This window comes from Curtobacterium sp. MCBA15_008, assembly GCF_001865065.1.
GTDB lineage: Bacteria > Actinomycetota > Actinomycetes > Actinomycetales > Microbacteriaceae > Curtobacterium.
In genome coordinates this window covers 81187-97139 of the sequence record NZ_MJGN01000012.1, presented here as the reverse complement: position 1 = coordinate 97139, position 15953 = coordinate 81187, and the positions used below count along the sequence as shown (strand labels likewise).

15 protein-coding genes are annotated in these 15953 nt (G+C 71.6%); 13 read left to right on the top strand and 2 right to left on the bottom strand.

Annotation, left to right across the window (positions count from 1 at the left end; all coding sequences use genetic code 11):
- Position 1 precedes the first annotated feature (1 nt).
- The 4 genes from mltG to aroB are packed head-to-tail and all read left to right on the top strand — an operon-like array spanning position 2 to position 4503.
- Positions 2-1600: an endolytic transglycosylase MltG gene (gene mltG / locus BIU96_RS19350; RefSeq protein ID WP_254786000.1), complete on the top strand. Its 1599-nt coding sequence runs from the start codon at positions 2-4 to the stop codon at positions 1598-1600.
- Positions 1601-1646: 46 nt separating this feature from the next.
- Positions 1647-2867 (top strand): chorismate synthase, encoded by a 1221-nt coding sequence (gene aroC, locus BIU96_RS06340; RefSeq protein WP_071291757.1) that lies wholly within the window; start codon positions 1647-1649, stop codon positions 2865-2867.
- Positions 2868-2908: 41 nt separating this feature from the next.
- A complete protein-coding gene (locus BIU96_RS06335) occupies positions 2909-3400 on the top strand; it encodes a shikimate kinase (protein ID WP_071291856.1) in 492 nt (163 codons plus the stop codon).
- Between the two features lie 20 nt (positions 3401-3420).
- Positions 3421-4503, top strand: a complete 1083-nt coding sequence (gene aroB / locus BIU96_RS06330) for a 3-dehydroquinate synthase (RefSeq protein WP_071291857.1) — start codon at positions 3421-3423, stop codon at positions 4501-4503.
- A gap of 7 nt (positions 4504-4510) precedes the next feature.
- Here aroB and BIU96_RS06325 read toward each other — a convergent pair whose 3' ends face one another.
- Together BIU96_RS06325 and BIU96_RS06320 are read right to left on the bottom strand one after the other, a co-directional pair.
- Positions 4511-4705 (bottom strand): hypothetical protein, encoded by a 195-nt coding sequence (locus tag BIU96_RS06325; protein WP_071291756.1) that lies wholly within the window; start codon positions 4703-4705, stop codon positions 4511-4513.
- On the bottom strand, positions 4705-5004 hold the full coding sequence (locus BIU96_RS06320; protein ID WP_071291755.1) for a hypothetical protein: 300 nt from the start codon (positions 5002-5004) through the stop codon (positions 4705-4707). The genes BIU96_RS06325 and BIU96_RS06320 overlap by 1 nt, the downstream gene beginning before the upstream one ends.
- A gap of 122 nt (positions 5005-5126) precedes the next feature.
- Here BIU96_RS06320 and BIU96_RS06315 point away from each other — a divergent pair, with 122 nt between their 5' ends.
- The 9 genes from BIU96_RS06315 to carB all read left to right on the top strand — a co-directional run bounded on the left by BIU96_RS06315 (position 5127) and on the right by carB (position 15951).
- Positions 5127-6818 carry an AarF/ABC1/UbiB kinase family protein gene (locus tag BIU96_RS06315; protein WP_071291754.1) on the top strand — a complete coding sequence of 564 codons (1692 nt, stop codon included), beginning with the start codon at positions 5127-5129 and terminating at the stop codon, positions 6816-6818.
- 85 nt (positions 6819-6903) lie between these two features.
- The gene (efp, locus tag BIU96_RS06310; RefSeq protein ID WP_071291753.1) at positions 6904-7467 is read left to right on the top strand and encodes an elongation factor P; all 564 of its coding nucleotides are present in this window, start codon (positions 6904-6906) and stop codon (positions 7465-7467) included.
- A gap of 11 nt (positions 7468-7478) precedes the next feature.
- The gene (gene nusB / locus BIU96_RS06305; RefSeq protein WP_071291752.1) at positions 7479-7964 is read left to right on the top strand and encodes a transcription antitermination factor NusB; all 486 of its coding nucleotides are present in this window, start codon (positions 7479-7481) and stop codon (positions 7962-7964) included.
- A 57-nt stretch (positions 7965-8021) separates the two neighbouring features.
- The gene (gene pyrR, locus BIU96_RS06300) at positions 8022-8603 is read left to right on the top strand and encodes a bifunctional pyr operon transcriptional regulator/uracil phosphoribosyltransferase PyrR (protein WP_071291751.1); all 582 of its coding nucleotides are present in this window, start codon (positions 8022-8024) and stop codon (positions 8601-8603) included.
- Positions 8600-9580: an aspartate carbamoyltransferase catalytic subunit gene (locus BIU96_RS06295; RefSeq protein WP_071291750.1), complete on the top strand. Its 981-nt coding sequence runs from the start codon at positions 8600-8602 to the stop codon at positions 9578-9580. Before pyrR ends, BIU96_RS06295 begins: the two co-directional genes overlap by 4 nt.
- Positions 9577-10935 carry a dihydroorotase gene (locus BIU96_RS06290; protein ID WP_071291749.1) on the top strand — a complete coding sequence of 453 codons (1359 nt, stop codon included), beginning with the start codon at positions 9577-9579 and terminating at the stop codon, positions 10933-10935. Before BIU96_RS06295 ends, BIU96_RS06290 begins: the two co-directional genes overlap by 4 nt.
- Positions 10932-11474, top strand: a complete 543-nt coding sequence (locus BIU96_RS06285; RefSeq protein ID WP_071291748.1) for a hypothetical protein — start codon at positions 10932-10934, stop codon at positions 11472-11474. Before BIU96_RS06290 ends, BIU96_RS06285 begins: the two co-directional genes overlap by 4 nt.
- Entirely contained in the window at positions 11474-12673 is a 1200-nt protein-coding gene (gene carA / locus BIU96_RS06280) for a glutamine-hydrolyzing carbamoyl-phosphate synthase small subunit (protein WP_071291747.1), read from the top strand. The genes BIU96_RS06285 and carA overlap by 1 nt, the downstream gene beginning before the upstream one ends.
- Positions 12673-15951 carry a carbamoyl-phosphate synthase large subunit gene (gene carB, locus BIU96_RS06275; RefSeq protein WP_071291746.1) on the top strand — a complete coding sequence of 1093 codons (3279 nt, stop codon included), beginning with the start codon at positions 12673-12675 and terminating at the stop codon, positions 15949-15951. Before carA ends, carB begins: the two co-directional genes overlap by 1 nt.
- The last annotated feature ends 2 nt before the right edge of the window (positions 15952-15953 follow it).

Below are 15953 nucleotides of genomic sequence, written 5' to 3'. Positions count from 1 at the left end.
GTTGGCAGACGACCTGGACTGGAACGCGATCATCGCGCCCGGCAACGACGCCGAGCGGCGGAAGAACCCTTCCGACCGTGCGGCCACCCCCGATGAGCGCGGCGACGCGGTCGACCCCACCAGCGCGAGTTCGGAGCCCACGCGGCACCTGTCCCGGCGTGAAGCCCGCGCTGCCGAGGCTGCTCGCGCGGCCGACGCGGAGCGCCGGTCTGCGGAGGGCGAGCGCGCCGCAGCAGCGGCCCGCGCCTCCGAGACGGCCCGCGCAGCCGAGGCGGCCGGCACGGCCGACCGCCCGTCCTCGCCGGCCGACGCACCCGTCGCGCGGAGCGCGGCGGAACTGCACCCCGAGGTCCACGCGCTCCTGACCGGCGAGGTGCACCTCGACGACGCCGACCGCGCATCCGCATCGGCGGGCGCGGGCGGTCCTGCCCAGGGCGACGACGGGCCTGGAGGCACGGGAGACGACGGACGCGGCGGTCGCGGTGGACGCGGGGGAGCCTCCAGAGCGCCACGCGAGCCGCGTGGTCCGCGTCGGAAGCGACGTCGCGGCCCGCTCATCGCGGGCATCGTCATCGTGGCGGTCGTGCTCGCCGGCGGGGTGTCGGCGTACGCGTTCGCGGCGCCGAAGATCCAGCAGGTCATCGCCGCGGTCAGCGGGAGCAAGGAACCCGACGACTACTCGGGCAGCGGCACCAGCAAGGTGACGATCACGATCAAGCAGGGCGACATCGGCGAGGACGTCGCGAAGACGCTGCAGCGCAGTGGCGTCGTGAAGTCCTCGAAGGTGTTCTACAAGCTGCTGCTGGCGGCGCCGGACGTCCAGTTCCAGCCGGGTTCGTACGCGCTCAAGAAGAAGATGAGCTCGAAGACGGCCCTCGCCGCACTGCAGGACACGAAGAACCGCGTGCAGGCGTCGATCGTCATCCCCGAGGGCACCGCGCTGCAGGACGTCGAGGCCGGCATGGTCTCGAAGGCGGGCCTGTCGGAAGCCGACGTCGCCGCGGCCGCGAAGGACCTCGCCGCCTACGGCCTGCCGGCGAACGTCACCACGCTCGAGGGCTGGCTGTTCCCGGCCACGTACCCGATCAACCCGGGGTGGACGGCGACGCAGTACTTCAAGTCGATGGTCGACACCATGAAAGAGCACCTCGCCGCGGCGGGTGTCGCCGAGGCCGACCAGGAGCACGTGATCGTCTTCGCGTCCCTCGTGCAGAAGGAAGCCGGCCTCGCCGCCGACTACCCGAAGGTCGCCCGGGTGTTCCAGAACCGGCTCGACAAGGGCATGCGGCTGCAGTCCGACGCCACGGTGGCCTACGGCACGGGGAACACGCACACGGTGACCACCACCGACGCCGAGCGTGCCGACGCGGGCAACCGGTACAACACCTACGTGCACGACGGGTTGCCGCCGGCGCCGATCTCGAACCCGGGCGACCTCGCCATCAACGCGGTGACGAAGATGGCCACGGGCAACTGGGAGTACTTCGTGACGGTGAACCTCGAGACCGGGGAGACGGTGTTCTCGGACACCTACGCCCAGCACCTCGTGGCCGTGAAGCAGTTCCAGGCCTGGCTCCGCGCGCACCCCGACTACCAGTAGTCGCGGGCCGCGTCGCACGGGTGTGCGCTGTGGGAGGATGGGGACCATGCTTCGTTGGTTGACCGCTGGTGAGTCCCACGGACCCGAACTGATCGCGATGCTCGAGGGGCTGCCCGCGGGCGTCCCGGTGTCGTTCGAGTCCATCCGTACCGACCTCGCGCGTCGCAAGCTCGGCTACGGCCGTGGGTCCCGCATGAAGTTCGAGCAGGACGAGCTGCACGTGTCCGGCGGCGTCCGGCACGGGTACTCCCTCGGCAGCCCGATCGCGATCCGCATCGGCAACACCGAGTGGCCGAAGTGGGTCGAGGTCATGAACCCCGAGCCCGTCGAGCAGACCGAGCTCTCCCGCGGTCGCAGCGCCCCGCTGACCCGTCCTCGTCCGGGTCACGCCGACCTGGTCGGCATGCAGAAGTACGGCTTCGACGAGGCCCGTCCGATCCTCGAGCGCGCGTCGGCCCGCGAGACCGCTGCCCGGGTCGCGCTCGGCGCCGTCGCGAAGTCGTTCCTGGCGGAGCTCGGCATCCGCTCCGTGGCGCACACCCTGCAGGTCGGCACCGTCCGCGTGCCCGACGGCACCGCGCTGCCGCTGCCGGACGACGTCGACCGCCTCGACGAGGACCAGCTGCGCTGCTTCGACGCCGAGACCTCCGCCCGCATGGTGACCGAGGTCGAGGCTGCGAAGAAGGACGGCGACACCCTGGGCGGTGTCGTCGAGGTGCTGTTCTACGGCGTCCCGCCTGGCCTCGGCTCGCACGTGCAGTGGGACCGTCGACTCGACGCCCGACTCGCGGCCGCGATCATGGGCATCCAGGCGATCAAGGGCGTCGAGGTCGGCGACGGCTTCGCGACCGCTGCACGCCGCGGGTCCGAGGCGCACGACGAGCTCTACCGCGAGGACGGCGAGATCGTCCGGACGACCGACCGTGCCGGCGGCACCGAGGGCGGCATGTCGACCGGCACCGTGCTGCGGGTCCGTGCCGGCATGAAGCCGATCGCCACCGTCCCGCACGCCCTGCACACCATCGACGTCACCACCGGCGAGGACGCCTCGGCGCACCACCAGCGCTCCGACGTCTGCGCCGTGCCCGCCGCGGGTGTCGTGGCCGAGGCCATGGTCGCGCTGGTGCTCGCCGACGCCGTGCTCGAGAAGTTCGGCGGGGACAACGTCGTCGAGACGAAGCGGAACCTCGACGCCTACCTGGCGTCGATCCCGGAGACGCTCCGCAGCCGTCGCACCGAGGCCGCCGAGCACTCCACCGCCTGGTGAGCACCACCGCGTCCGCGGCTCCCGTCGTCGTCATCGGGCCGATGGGGGCCGGCAAGTCGAGCGTCGGCAAGCGGGTCGCCAAGGCGCTCGGCGTGCCGTTCACGGACACCGACCGGGTGATCGCACGCGAGCACGGACCGATCCCGGGGATCTTCGCCGACCGGGGCGAGCCGGCGTTCCGTGCGCTCGAGGCCGCGGCCGTCCGCGCGGCCCTGGCGACCGGCGGGGTGATCGCCGTCGGCGGCGGTGCGGTCACGCACGCCGCCACGCGGGACGCCCTGGCCGGTGCCCGGGTCGTCCTGCTCACGGTCTCGCCCGAGGCCGTCGCCGACCGGATCGCCGGCAGCGACCGACCGCTGCTCGCGAACGGCGGCATCGACGCCTGGCAGACCATCCTCGACGAGCGCGCGGCGACCTACGCCGAACTCGCGCACGCCGTCTTCGACACCTCTCGTCGGCCGATGTCCCACGTCGTCGACGACGTCGTCGCGTGGCTGCGCGCCGACGCCACCACGAACGAAGGAACCCCGTGAGCGAGTCCATCGAGTCGATCCTGCCGGAGGGCACCACCGAGATCCGGGTCGGCGGTGACGACGGCTACGTGGTGGCGGTCGGCAACGACCTGCTCGGTTCCGTGCCGGCGCTGCTCGGACCCCGCGTCGCCAAGGTCCTCATCGTGCACGCGCCGACGCTCGGTGCGCGGGCGAACGGTCTGCGCGACCTGCTCGTCGACGTGGGGCTCGACGCGCTCATCGCCGAGGTCCCCGACGCCGAGGGCGCCAAGCGCGTCGAGGTCGCCGCGTTCTGCTGGCAGATCATGGGCCAGTCGGACTTCACCCGCACCGACGCCGTCATCGGCCTGGGTGGCGGTGCCGTGACCGACCTCGCCGGCTTCGTCGCCGCGACGTGGCTGCGGGGCGTGCCGTACGTGGCGATCCCGACGAGCGTGCTCGGCATGGTGGACGCGAGCGTCGGCGGCAAGACCGGGATCAACACGAACGAGGGCAAGAACCTCGTGGGCGCGTTTTACCCGCCCCGCGCCGTCGTGGCGGACCTCGACCTCGTGCGCACCCTGCCGCGGAACGAGATCCTGACCGGCTTCGCCGAGATCGTGAAGGCCGGGTTCATCGCCGTGCCCGAGATCCTCGACATCGTCGAGGCCGACGTCGCCCGGGTCACCGACCCCACCACGCCGGAGTTCCGCCGGGTCGTCGAGCTCGCGATCCAGCTCAAGGCCGAGGTCGTCTCGGACGACTTCACCGAGCAGGGCCGGCGCGAGGTCCTGAACTACGGGCACACCCTCGGGCACGCGATCGAGCACGCGGAGCGCTACCAGTGGCGGCACGGTGCGGCGGTGTCGGTCGGCATGGTGTTCGCCGCCGAGCTCGCGCGCCTGACCGGGCACCTGGACGACGCCACGGTGGACCTGCACCGCTCGATCCTCGAGTCGCTCGAGCTCCCGACGACGTACGGGGTCGGCCGGTGGGAGGGGCTCCTGGCGACCATGCGCCGTGACAAGAAGGCGCGTGCCGGCATGCTGCGGTTCATCATCCTCGACGGGGTCGGCAAGCCGGTCACGCTCGAGGGCCCCGAGGACCACCTGCTCTTCACCGCCTACCAGGAGGTCGGCGTCTAGCGGGTCGTCATCGCAGCACCCGTCGGGTGCGCCGCCACCACCACTTCACCCGCATCGAGACGGTGGTGATGCCGGTCCGTTCCACTTCGTACCACTCCGCGAGGGTGGCGCCGTCCACCCACGCATCGAGGATCGCGTCGTCTTCGTCGGTGCCGTCGATCTTGAACTGCGGCGCGTCGGGCAACGGTCGGAAGAATCGCATCAGTGGGCCTCTGGTTCTCGGTCGCGGACGTGCTCGAACCGGTGCCGGCGGAGTGCGCGTCGTGCGAGGTTCCTGTCGGGTTTGGGCGCCCACGCTACGTGCATCAACCGCTCGAGCACAGTTCTCGAGATGTCGTATTCCGACTGCGTCTCGGCGCGCCGGATCGCCCAGGTCAGCCGCTGCCACGTGTGGTCGCGGTCGGCGGCCCGGCGCGACTGGAAGGCGCCGAACCAGCTGACGACGGCGGCCGCGATCGCCGCGCCGGCGGCGATGACCGCCCCGATGAGTGCTGTCTCCATGACGGCAGCCTGCGGCACTGGGCTCGACGTGGAGACGGACGCGGGCCGACCTGTGGAGACCGAGCCGTGCCTCCAGGCTGTGGAGGAGCGGACCACGCAGGCCGGGGGAGCAGACTGAACCCGTGCCCACCCCGCCCCGCCTGAGCGACCTCGGCAGCGCCCCCGACGTCGAGACCGGAACCCTCCGGTCCCGCGGACGACGGTTCGCCGAGCTCCTCGCGATCGCCCGCCGTCACGAGCTCCTGCCGTTCCGTCGCCTCGACTTCTCGCACGACCCCGAGAAGTCCGCGCTCCGCACCCGGCAGGCCGACCACCTGCGCCGCGCGCTCGAGGAGGCCGGCGGCGGCTTCGTGAAGATGGGCCAGCTGCTCTCGACCCGCGACGACCTGCTGCCGGAGGAGTGGACCGAGGGACTCGCGCACCTGCAGCGGAGCGTGACGCCGGCCGATCCGGACGAGGTGGCGGCGCTCCTCGAACGGGAACTCGGTGCGCCGGTCGAGCAGGTCTTCTCGGCGTTCGACCCCGTGCCCGTCGCCGCCGCGTCCATCGCCCAGGTGCACCGCGCCCGGCTGACCGACGGCACGAGCGTCGCCGTGAAGGTCCAGCGGCCGGGCATCGACACGGCCGTGCGGCGGGACGTGGACATCGCGCTCCGGGTGGTCCGCTTCATGGCGCGGCTCTCGACCGAGGCCCGGCAGGTCGGCGTGCAGGACGTCGCCGCGCAGTACGCCGACGACCTGGTCCGCCAGGTGGACTTCACCTCCGAGCTCCGGAACCTCACGGCGCTCCGTGCGGCGCAGGCCCGGAGCGCACGGCCGGACGAGGTGCGCTTCCCGGATCCGTACCCGGAGCTCTCCGGGCGGCGGGTGCTCGTGATGGAGTTCCTCGAGGGGGACACGCTCAGTGCGATCCGGGCCGAGCGGTCCGACCGTGACCTCGACGCCCCGATGCGGGCGATCCTCCGTGTGTTCCTGCGGCAGGTCGTCTTCGACGGGGTATACCACGCGGACATGCACCCCGGGAACGTCCTGCTGCTGCCCGACGGCCGGCCCGCGCTCATCGACTTCGGCTCCGTCGGGCGGCTCGACCCCGGCCTGCGGGACACGGTGCAGCAGCTCCTGGCCGCGTACATCCAGGACGACACCGAGGCCATCGCCGACGCCGTGCTCCGGATGGCGCCGGTGCGCGACGCCGAGGACGAACCGGACTTCCGACGCGCCATCGCCCGGTTCGTCGCCGACGAGCTCGGTCCCGGCGCCCGCATCGGGGTGGAGACCGTGGACGACGCCGTCGAGGTGTTCGGCCGCTACCGCCTGAAGCCACCGCCGGACTTCGTGGCCGCTGCCCGTGCCCTCGCGATCTTCGAGGGGACCCTCCGCACCCTCACGCCGTCGTTCGACCTGCTCGAGGAGTCCCGCTCGCTCGCCGGCGAGCAGATCCGCGACCAGCTGCGACCGGGGCGGATCCGCGACGTCGCCGTCCGCGAGCTGTTCGGCGCGGTGTCGGCCGCGCGCCGCCTGCCGCGTCGGGTGGACCGGATCGGCGAGGCGATCGAGACCGGCAAGCTGTCCGTGAACATCCGGCTGTTCTCCGACCGGCGTGACCGCCGGACCCTGAACGGCGTCATCCGCCGCGTGCTGCTGGTGCTGCTCGGCGCCGGCGCCGGCGTGCTGTCGATCGTGTACCTGGCGCTGCCGGCGCGTCCGACCGCGGTGCTCTCGACCGGCGTCGCCGGAGGGCTGCTCGGCGGCGCGGCGGTGGTGCTGCTCGCCTGGGCGGCGATCGACGCCGCGGTCGCCCGGAAGCGGGAGTGACCCCGGCCCCGTCCGCTACACTCGTCCGGGGCCCGAGCGGCCCCAGACCTTCACAACACACGACCGAACGGGACACCGAAGACTCATGGCCAGTACCACTGACATCAAGAACGGCGCCGTTCTCATCATCGACGGGCAGCTCTGGTCGGTCGTCGAGTTCCAGCACGTCAAGCCGGGCAAGGGCGGCGCGTTCGTGCGCACCAAGCTCAAGAACGTCGTGTCGGGCAAGGTCGTCGACCGCACCTTCAACGCGGGTGCGAAGATCGAGACCGCGACCGTGGACCGCCGCGACTACCAGTACCTCTACGAGGACGGCGACTCGTACGTGTTCATGGACACCGACACCTACGACCAGATCCCGGTCCCCGCGACGGTCGTCGGCGACGCGAAGAACTTCCTCCTCGAGTCCGCGATGGTGACCATCGCGATCAACGAGGGCACCCCGCTCTACATCGAGCTCCCGACCTCGATCACCACCGAGATCGAGACCGAGCCGGGCCTGCAGGGCGACCGCTCGTCGGGTGGCACGAAGCCGGCCACGATCAAGGCGACCGGCTACCAGATCCAGGTGCCGCTCTACCTCGAGACCGACACGCTGGTGAAGATCGACACGCGCGACGGCAACTTCCTCGGCCGCGTCAACTCCTAGGCGCTGACCGTATGAGTGCTCGTTCGAAGGCCCGCAAGCGCGCCCTCGACATGCTGTACGTCGCCGAGGTGCGGGAGCTCCCGATCTCGGACGTCCTCGCCACCGAGACGGTCCGCCACCTGGACCAGCCGGAGCGCGCCTCCAGCTGGGACTACGCGCGGCAGATCGTCACGGGCGTGGACGACGACCGTCACGAGATCGACAAGGTCATCGTGGAGCACGCGCAGGGCTGGTCCATCGCGCGCATGCCCGTGCTCGACCGGTGCATCCTCCGCATGGGTGTCTGGGAGCTCCGGTTCAACCCGGAGGTCCCCGACGCCGTCGCGATCGCCGAGGCCGTCGAGCTCGCCCAGTCCCTGTCGACGGAGGAGTCCGCCGGGTTCGTCAACGGCGTGCTCGGCGCGGTCGCCGGCGGCCGCGGACCGGGCGAGAAGTCCGAGCAGTCCGACCACGCACCGTCCGGTCGGACGGTCGCAGGGGACCAGGAGTCCCGGTAGGGTTGACCACGTCAGCATCCTTTAAGTCCGTCCGGTGAGGCGGGGAAGGAGGTCGGCGTGGGTACCAGAACGGTCCTGCAGCACTCCGACATCACGCGTGCTCTGACACGCATCGCGCACGAGATCCTCGAGGCCAACCACGGCGCCTCGGACCTGGTGCTCCTGGGCATCCCGACACGGGGTGCCGTCCTGGCCGAGCGGCTCGACCGCATCCTGGCCGACATCGAACCCCAGTGGACCGCCGGCAGCTCCCGCGTCGGCACGCTCGACGTCACGATGCACCGCGACGACCTCGGCCACGGCATCGGCCGGGCGCCGCAGCGCACGACGATCCCGGCGAGCGGCATCGACGGCAAGGTCGTCGTGCTCGTCGACGACGTGCTGTACTCCGGCCGCACGGTCCGGGCAGCGCTCGACGCGCTGCAGGGCATCGGTCGGCCGCGTGCGGTCCGGCTCGCCGTCCTCGTCGACCGCGGCCACCGCGAGCTCCCGATCCGCGCCGACCACGTCGGCAAGAACCTGCCCACGGCCTCCGACGAGCGGGTCACGCTGCGCCTGACCGAGACCGACGGTGCCGACGTCGTGCTGATCGAACAGCCCGAGGTGCCGGAGCGGTCCGGGGACGGGGGAAGCGAATGAAGCACCTGCTCTCCACCGCCGACCTCTCCCGCGCCGAGGCGATCCACATCCTCGACGTCGCCGAGGAGATGGCCGAGGTCAACACGCGTGAGGTCCGGAAGCTCCCGGCCCTCCGCGGCAAGACCGTCGTGAACCTCTTCTTCGAGGACTCCACCCGGACCCGCATCTCGTTCGAGGCCGCCGCGAAGCGCCTGTCGGCCGACGTCCTCAACTTCGCCGCCAAGGGCTCCAGCGTCTCGAAGGGCGAGTCCCTCAAGGACACCGTCCAGACCCTCGGAGCGATGGGCATCGACGGAATCGTGCTGCGCCACGGCGCGTCCGGAGCCCCGCGGGTCCTCGCCGACGCCGACTGGATCGACGTGCCCGTGGTGAACGCCGGCGACGGCACGCACGAGCACCCCACCCAGGCGCTGCTCGACGCGTTCACGATGCGCCGCCGGCTGCACGGCTCCGCCAGCCGCGGGCAGGCGCTCGACGGCGTCCGCGTGCTGATCGTCGGCGACGTCCTGCACAGCCGGGTCGCCCGCAGCAACGCCTGGCTCCTCCGCACGCTCGGCGCGAGCGTCACGTTCGCCGCACCGCCCACGCTGCTGCCCGCGACGACCACGCCGTTCGGTGCCGCCGTGCACCACGACCTCGACACCGCGCTGGCCGAGGACCCGGACGTCGTGATGACCCTGCGCATCCAGCAGGAGCGGATGAACGACGCGTTCTTCCCGAACCCGCGCGAGTACACCCGCCACTGGGGCCTCACCGCGAGCCGGTTCGCCCGACTGTCGGAACGGACCCTGATCATGCACCCGGGCCCGATGAACCGCGGGCTCGAGATCGCCGGCGTCGCCGCCGACGATCCCCGCTCGACGGTCGTCGAGCAGGTCGAGAACGGCGTCTCGGTCCGGATGGCGGTCCTCTACCTGGCACTGACCGGCAGCGAGACGAGCACCACCGCAGCACCACCGAAGGAGACCGTCGCATGACCGCCCACCTCATCCGCGGCGCGCAGCTGGTCGACGGCTCGCGTGCCGACATCCGCCTGGAGGGACGACGCGTCTCCGCGGTCGGGTCCGGTCTCGACACGGCCGGCGCCACCGTCGTCGACGCGGACGGGCTCATCGCCCTGCCCGGTCTCGTGGACCTCCACACCCACCTGCGCGAGCCCGGTCACGAGGAGTCCGAGACGGTGCTCACCGGCTCGCGTGCCGCGGCCGCCGGCGGCTTCACCGCGGTGAACGCGATGGCGAACTCGAGTCCGGTCGCGGACACCGCCGGCGTGGTCGAGCAGGTGCAGGCGCTCGGGGACGACGCCGGCTACGTGACGGTCCGGCCGATCGGTGCGGTGTCGCAGGGGCTGCAGGGCACGCACCTGTCCGAGATCGGGGCGATGGCGACCTCCCGCGCGAAGGTCCGGGTCTTCTCGGACGACGGGTCGTGCGTGGCGGACCCACTCCTGATGCGCCGGGCGCTCGAGTACATCAAGGGCTTCGGCGGGGTGCTCGCGCAGCACGCGCAGGAGCCGCGCCTGACGATCGGCGCCCAGATGAACGAGGGCCGGCTGTCGTCCGAGCTCGGCCTCGCCGGCTGGCCGGCCGTCGCGGAAGAGGCGATCATCGCCCGCGACGTCCTGCTCGCCGACCACGTCGGTGCACGGCTGCACGTCTGCCACGTCTCCACGGCAGGCAGCGTCGAGGTGATCCGCTGGGCCAAGTCCCGCGGCATCGACGTCACGGCCGAGGTCACCCCGCACCACCTGATCCTCACCGAGGACCTCATCGCCGGGCACGACGGCGCCGCGGGCTACGACGCGCGGTACAAGGTGAACCCGCCGCTGCGTTCCCGCGAGGACGTCGACGCGCTCCGGGGTGCCCTGGCCGACGGCACGATCGACATCGTCGCCACCGACCACGCCCCGCACACCGCCGAGGCGAAGTGCTGCGAGTGGCCGGCCGCGGCGAACGGCATGGTCGGTCTCGAGTCGGCGCTCAGCGTCGTGCAGGCCGCCGTGGTCGAGGACGGCCGACTCGACTGGGCGGACATCGCCCGGGTGCTGTCCGAGGCGCCGGCCCGGATCGGGCAGGTCGAGGGACACGGCCAGCGGATCGCCGAGGGCGCGCCGGCCGAGATCACGCTCTACGACCCGTCGGCCGTCCGCGAGTTCGCGGTCACCGACCTGGCGGGGCAGTCGCAGAACTCCCCGTACCTCGGCATGCGGCTCCCCGGCCGCGTCGTGGCGACGTTCCACCACGGCTCCGCCACGGTGCTCGACGGTCAGGTCGTCGACGCTGAGACGGTCGCCGCGCACGCTCGCGCGGTCCGGACGGCGGCGACGGCATGAGCGGTGACGGCCTGCGCTGGCTCGAAGGCGGGATCATCCTCGCCCTCGTCGCCCTGCTCTTCGTCGCCATGGTGCGCACCTGGCGGACGCGGGCCAGGAAGCAGGCGGAAGCCGTGCCTCCCGTCCCCGTGCCGACCACGGTCGGTCCGGCGGCCGGGTCGTGGGACGGGTTCACCGTCGCGACGACCCGCGCCGACCAGCCCCTCGAGCGGATCACGGCGGGCGGTCTCGGTTTCCGGGGCCGCGGCGGCGTGACCGTCCACGACACCGGCGTGGTCCTGCACCACGCCGGCACCCCCGACCGGTGGATCGCAGCCGACGCCCTCCGCGGCGCCGACCGCGCCACGTGGGCGATCGACCGCGTGGTCGAGCCCGGGGGACTGGTCCGTCTGCGATGGACGGCGACCGGCGCCGCAGGTGCGACGGACCTCGACACCTACTTCCGGTTCCCGGAGGGGGACGCAGCAGCGCTCGTCGCCCTGCAGGGACTGTCGACGAAGCACGAACACCCGCACACCGCGGGCGAAGGGACGAACTGATGACACGCGAACGGGCCGTACTGGTCCTCGAGGACGGCACCCGGTACGACGGCTGGGCGTACGGCGCCCGCGGGCGCACGCTCGGCGAGGTGGTCTTCGCGACCGGCATGACCGGGTACCAGGAGACGCTGACCGACCCGTCCTACGCCGGGCAGATCGTGGTGCAGACCGCGCCGCACATCGGTAACACCGGGGTGAACGACGAGGACCCCGAGTCCCGTCGCATCTGGGTCGCCGGGTACGTCGTGCGCGACCCCAGCCGCGTGGTGTCGAACCACCGCGCGAACGCGTCGCTCGACGAGCACCTGGTGCGCGACGGCATCGTCGGGATCTCCGGCGTCGACACCCGCGCGCTCACCCGCCGGATCCGCGACGCCGGCGCCATGAAGGGCGGCGTGTTCAGCGGCGAGGACGCGGCGCTGTCCGCCGAGTCGCAGTTGGACGCGGTCGTGTCGCAGGCGACGATGGCCGGCGCGAGCTTCTCGGCGGTCGTGTCCACCCCGGAGACCTACGTCGTCCCCGCCGTCGGCGAGCAGATCGGCCGGCTCGCCGTGCTCGACCTCGGCGTGAAGGCGTCCACCACGCGCTACCTCGCGCAGCGCGGGTTCGAGGTGCACGTCGTGCCGCAGGACATCACCGCGGCGGAGCTGGAAGCGCTCGCACCGGACGCGCTCTTCTACTCGAACGGCCCCGGCGACCCCGCCGCGTCCGACGCGCAGGTGGCACTGCTGCAGGACAGCCTGCGCACCGGCCGCCCGTTCTTCGGCATCTGCTTCGGCAACCAGCTGCTCGGCCGCGCGCTCGGCTTCGGCACCTACAAGCTGCCGTTCGGGCACCGCGGCATCAACCAGCCGGTGCTCGACACCGTCACGGGCAAGGTCGAGATCACGAGCCAGAACCACGGGTTCGCGGTCGACGCCCCGCTCGGCGAGGTCCTCGAGTCCCCGGCGGGCTTCGGTCGCGTCGAGGTCTCGCACTACTCGCTCAACGACAACGTGGTCGAGGGGCTCCGCGCCCTCGACGTGCCCGCGTTCAGCGTGCAGTACCACCCCGAGGCCGCCGCCGGACCGCACGACAGCATGTACCTCTTCGACCGCTTCGCCGACCTGGTGCGCGAGCGTCGCGCCGGTGAGCCGCTCGACCCCGCGACCGCCACCGCGACCACCCCGGCCGCCGACATCACCAAGGAAGCCAACTGATGCCGAAGCGCGCAGACATCAACTCCGTCCTCGTCATCGGGTCCGGCCCGATCGTCATCGGGCAGGCCGCCGAGTTCGACTACTCCGGCACCCAGGCGTGCCGCGTCCTCCGCGCCGAGGGCGTCCGTGTGATCCTCGTCAACCCGAACCCGGCGACGATCATGACCGACCCGGACTTCGCCGACGCGACCTACATCGAGCCGATCACGAGCCCGTCGCTCGAGGAGATCATCAAGATCGAGCAGCCGGACGCCGTGCTGCCGACGCTCGGCGGGCAGACCGCCCTGAACGCCGCGATCAAGCTCGACGCCGAGGGCATCCTCGACAAGTACGGCGTGGAGCTCATCGGCGCAAAGGTCGACGCGATCCAGCGCGGTGAGGACCGCCAGCTCTTCAAGGAGCTCGTCCTCGAGTCCGGTGCGGACGTCGCACGGAGCCACATCGCCCACACGCTGGAAGAGGCCACCGAGTTCGCGAAGGACCTCGGCTACCCGCTCGTCGTCCGCCCGTCCTTCACCATGGGCGGTCTCGGTTCCGGCTTCGCGTACAACGAGGAAGAGCTCATCCGCTTCGTCGGGGACGGACTGCAGTCCAGCCCGACGACGGAAGTCCTGCTCGAGGAGTCGATCCTCGGGTGGAAGGAGTACGAGCTCGAGCTGATGCGGGACAACTACGACAACACCGTCGTGATCTGCTCCATCGAGAACGTCGACCCGGTCGGCGTCCACACGGGCGACTCGATCACCGTCGCTCCCGCGCTGACGCTGACCGACCGCGAGTACCAGAACATGCGGAACATCGGCATCGACATCATCCGTCGCGTCGGCGTCGACACCGGTGGCTGCAACATCCAGTTCGCCGTCGACCCGTCGAACGGCCGCGTCATCGTCATCGAGATGAACCCGCGGGTGTCCCGCTCGTCGGCGCTCGCCTCGAAGGCGACGGGCTTCCCGATCGCCAAGATCGCCGCGAAGCTCGCCATCGGGTACCGCCTCGACGAGATCGAGAACGACATCACCCGCGTCACGCCGGCGAGCTTCGAGCCGACCCTCGACTACGTGGTCGTGAAGACCCCGCGGTTCGCGTTCGAGAAGTTCCCCGCCGCGGACGCCACCCTGACCACGACGATGAAGAGCGTCGGCGAGGCGATGGCGATCGGCCGCAACTACGCCACGGCGCTGCAGAAGTCGCTCCGGTCGCTCGAGAAGCGCGGCTCGTCGTTCCACTGGGACACCCCGGCGGCCGAGCTCGACAAGGACGCCCTGCTGTCGAAGTCGTCCGTCCCGACCGACGGCCGCATCGTGACGGTGCAGCAGGCGCTCGTCGCCGGGGCCACCGCGGCCGAGGTCTTCGAGGCGACGAAGATCGACCCGTGGTTCATCGACCAGATCGTCCTCATCAACGAGGTCGCCGACGAGGTACGGGCAGCGGAGACGCTCGACGCGGACACCCTGCGGTGGGCGAAGGAGCACGGCTTCAGCGACATCCAGATCGCGTCGCTCCGGGGCATCACCGAGCAGGAGGCCCGTGACGCCCGGCACGCCGAGGGCATCCGTCCGGTGTTCAAGACCGTCGACACCTGCGCCGGCGAGTTCCCGGCCCTGACGCCGTACCACTACTCGTCGTACGACGCCGAGACCGAGGTCGCCCCGAGCGACCGCAAGAAGGTCGTCATCCTCGGGTCCGGCCCGAACCGCATCGGGCAGGGCGTCGAGTTCGACTACTCCTGCGTGCACGCGTCCTTCGCGCTGAGCGCCGCCGGGTTCGAGACGATCATGATCAACTGCAACCCGGAGACCGTCTCCACCGACTACGACACGTCGGACCGCCTGTACTTCGAGCCCCTCACGACCGAGGACGTTCTCGAGGTCATCGAGGCCGAGGCGGCGTCCGGCGAGCTCGTCGGCGTCGTCGTGCAGCTCGGCGGCCAGACCGCCCTCGGGCTCGCGAAGCCGCTCGAGGCCGCCGGCATCCCGATCCTCGGCACCTCGCCCGCCGCGATCGACTCGGCCGAGGAGCGCGGGCAGTTCTCCGCCATCCTCGACCAGGCCGGCCTGCTCGCCCCCCGGAACGGCACCGCGCACGACCTCGCCAGCGCGACCGCCGTCGCCGAGGAGATCGGCTACCCGGTCCTCGTCCGCCCCTCGTTCGTGCTCGGCGGCCGCGGTATGGAGATCGTCTACGACTCCGAGACCCTCGCGGACTACTTCGACCGGATGGCCGACCAGGCGATCATCGGCCCGGAGCTCCCGCTGCTGGTCGACCGCTTCCTCGACGACGCGGTGGAGATCGACGTCGACGCGCTCTTCGACGGCGAGCGGCTCTACATCGGCGGCATCATGGAGCACCTCGAAGAAGCCGGCATCCACTCGGGTGACTCCGCGTGCACCCTGCCCCCGGTCGGCCTCGGCCGCGCCGAGATCCAGGGGGTCGTCGACGCGACCGAGAAGATCGCCCGCGGCATCGGCGTGCAGGGGCTGCTCAACGTGCAGTTCGCCATCGGCGCCGGCGTGCTCTACGTCCTCGAGGCGAACCCCCGCGCCAGCCGCACCGTACCGTTCGTCTCGAAGGCACTCGGCATCCCGCTGGCGAAGGCCGCGTCCCGCATCATGACCGGCACGACCATCGCCGCGCTCGTCGACGAAGGGCTCCTGCCCGCCCGCGACGGCGCCTTCGTCCCGATGCAGTCGCCGATCGCCGTCAAGGAAGCCGTCCTGCCCTTCCGTCGCTTCCGCACCCGCGAGGGCCAGGTCGTCGACTCCGTGCTCAGCCCCGAGATGCGCTCCACCGGAGAGGTCATGGGCATCGACCGCGACTTCCCGCGCGCGTTCCTGAAGTCGCAGGAAGCCGCGTACGGCGGCCTGCCGACGAGCGGGACCGTCTTCGTGAGCGTCGCCGACACCGACAAGCGCCAGGTCGTGCTGCCGGTGCACCGCCTGCAGCAGCTCGGGTTCACGATCACCGCGACCGAGGGCACCGCCGAGGTGCTCCAGCGCAACGGCATCGAGGTCACGCTGGTCGGCAAGTACAGCGAGGGCGGCGAGAGCGTCGTCGACCTGCTGGCCCGCAACGAGGTCGACATCGTCATCAACACGCCGTCGGGTGCCGCCGGTCGGGCGGACGGGTACGAGATCCGTGCGGCCACGGTCGCGGCGGACAAGCCGCTGTTCACGACGATCGCGCAGCTCGGGGCCGCCGTCGCGGCGATCGAGACGATCGGTTCGCCGCACAGCGTGCGGAGCCTGCAGGACTACGCGCTCGAGCGCGCGACCTGGTGACG

Coding starts and splice junctions, on each gene's coding strand:
- BIU96_RS06320 (WP_071291755.1), bottom strand. CDS start 5,004: ATGGAGACAGCACTCATCGGGGCGGTCATCGCCGCCGGCGCGGCGATC.
- BIU96_RS06290 (WP_071291749.1), top strand. CDS start 9,577: ATGACCGCCCACCTCATCCGCGGCGCGCAGCTGGTCGACGGCTCGCGT.
- carB (WP_071291746.1), top strand. CDS start 12,673: ATGCCGAAGCGCGCAGACATCAACTCCGTCCTCGTCATCGGGTCCGGC.
- BIU96_RS06335 (WP_071291856.1), top strand. CDS start 2,909: ATGGGGGCCGGCAAGTCGAGCGTCGGCAAGCGGGTCGCCAAGGCGCTC.
- BIU96_RS06325 (WP_071291756.1), bottom strand. CDS start 4,705: ATGCGATTCTTCCGACCGTTGCCCGACGCGCCGCAGTTCAAGATCGAC.
- aroC (WP_071291757.1), top strand. CDS start 1,647: ATGCTTCGTTGGTTGACCGCTGGTGAGTCCCACGGACCCGAACTGATC.
- BIU96_RS06285 (WP_071291748.1), top strand. CDS start 10,932: ATGAGCGGTGACGGCCTGCGCTGGCTCGAAGGCGGGATCATCCTCGCC.
- nusB (WP_071291752.1), top strand. CDS start 7,479: ATGAGTGCTCGTTCGAAGGCCCGCAAGCGCGCCCTCGACATGCTGTAC.
- BIU96_RS06295 (WP_071291750.1), top strand. CDS start 8,600: ATGAAGCACCTGCTCTCCACCGCCGACCTCTCCCGCGCCGAGGCGATC.
- carA (WP_071291747.1), top strand. CDS start 11,474: ATGACACGCGAACGGGCCGTACTGGTCCTCGAGGACGGCACCCGGTAC.
- efp (WP_071291753.1), top strand. CDS start 6,904: ATGGCCAGTACCACTGACATCAAGAACGGCGCCGTTCTCATCATCGAC.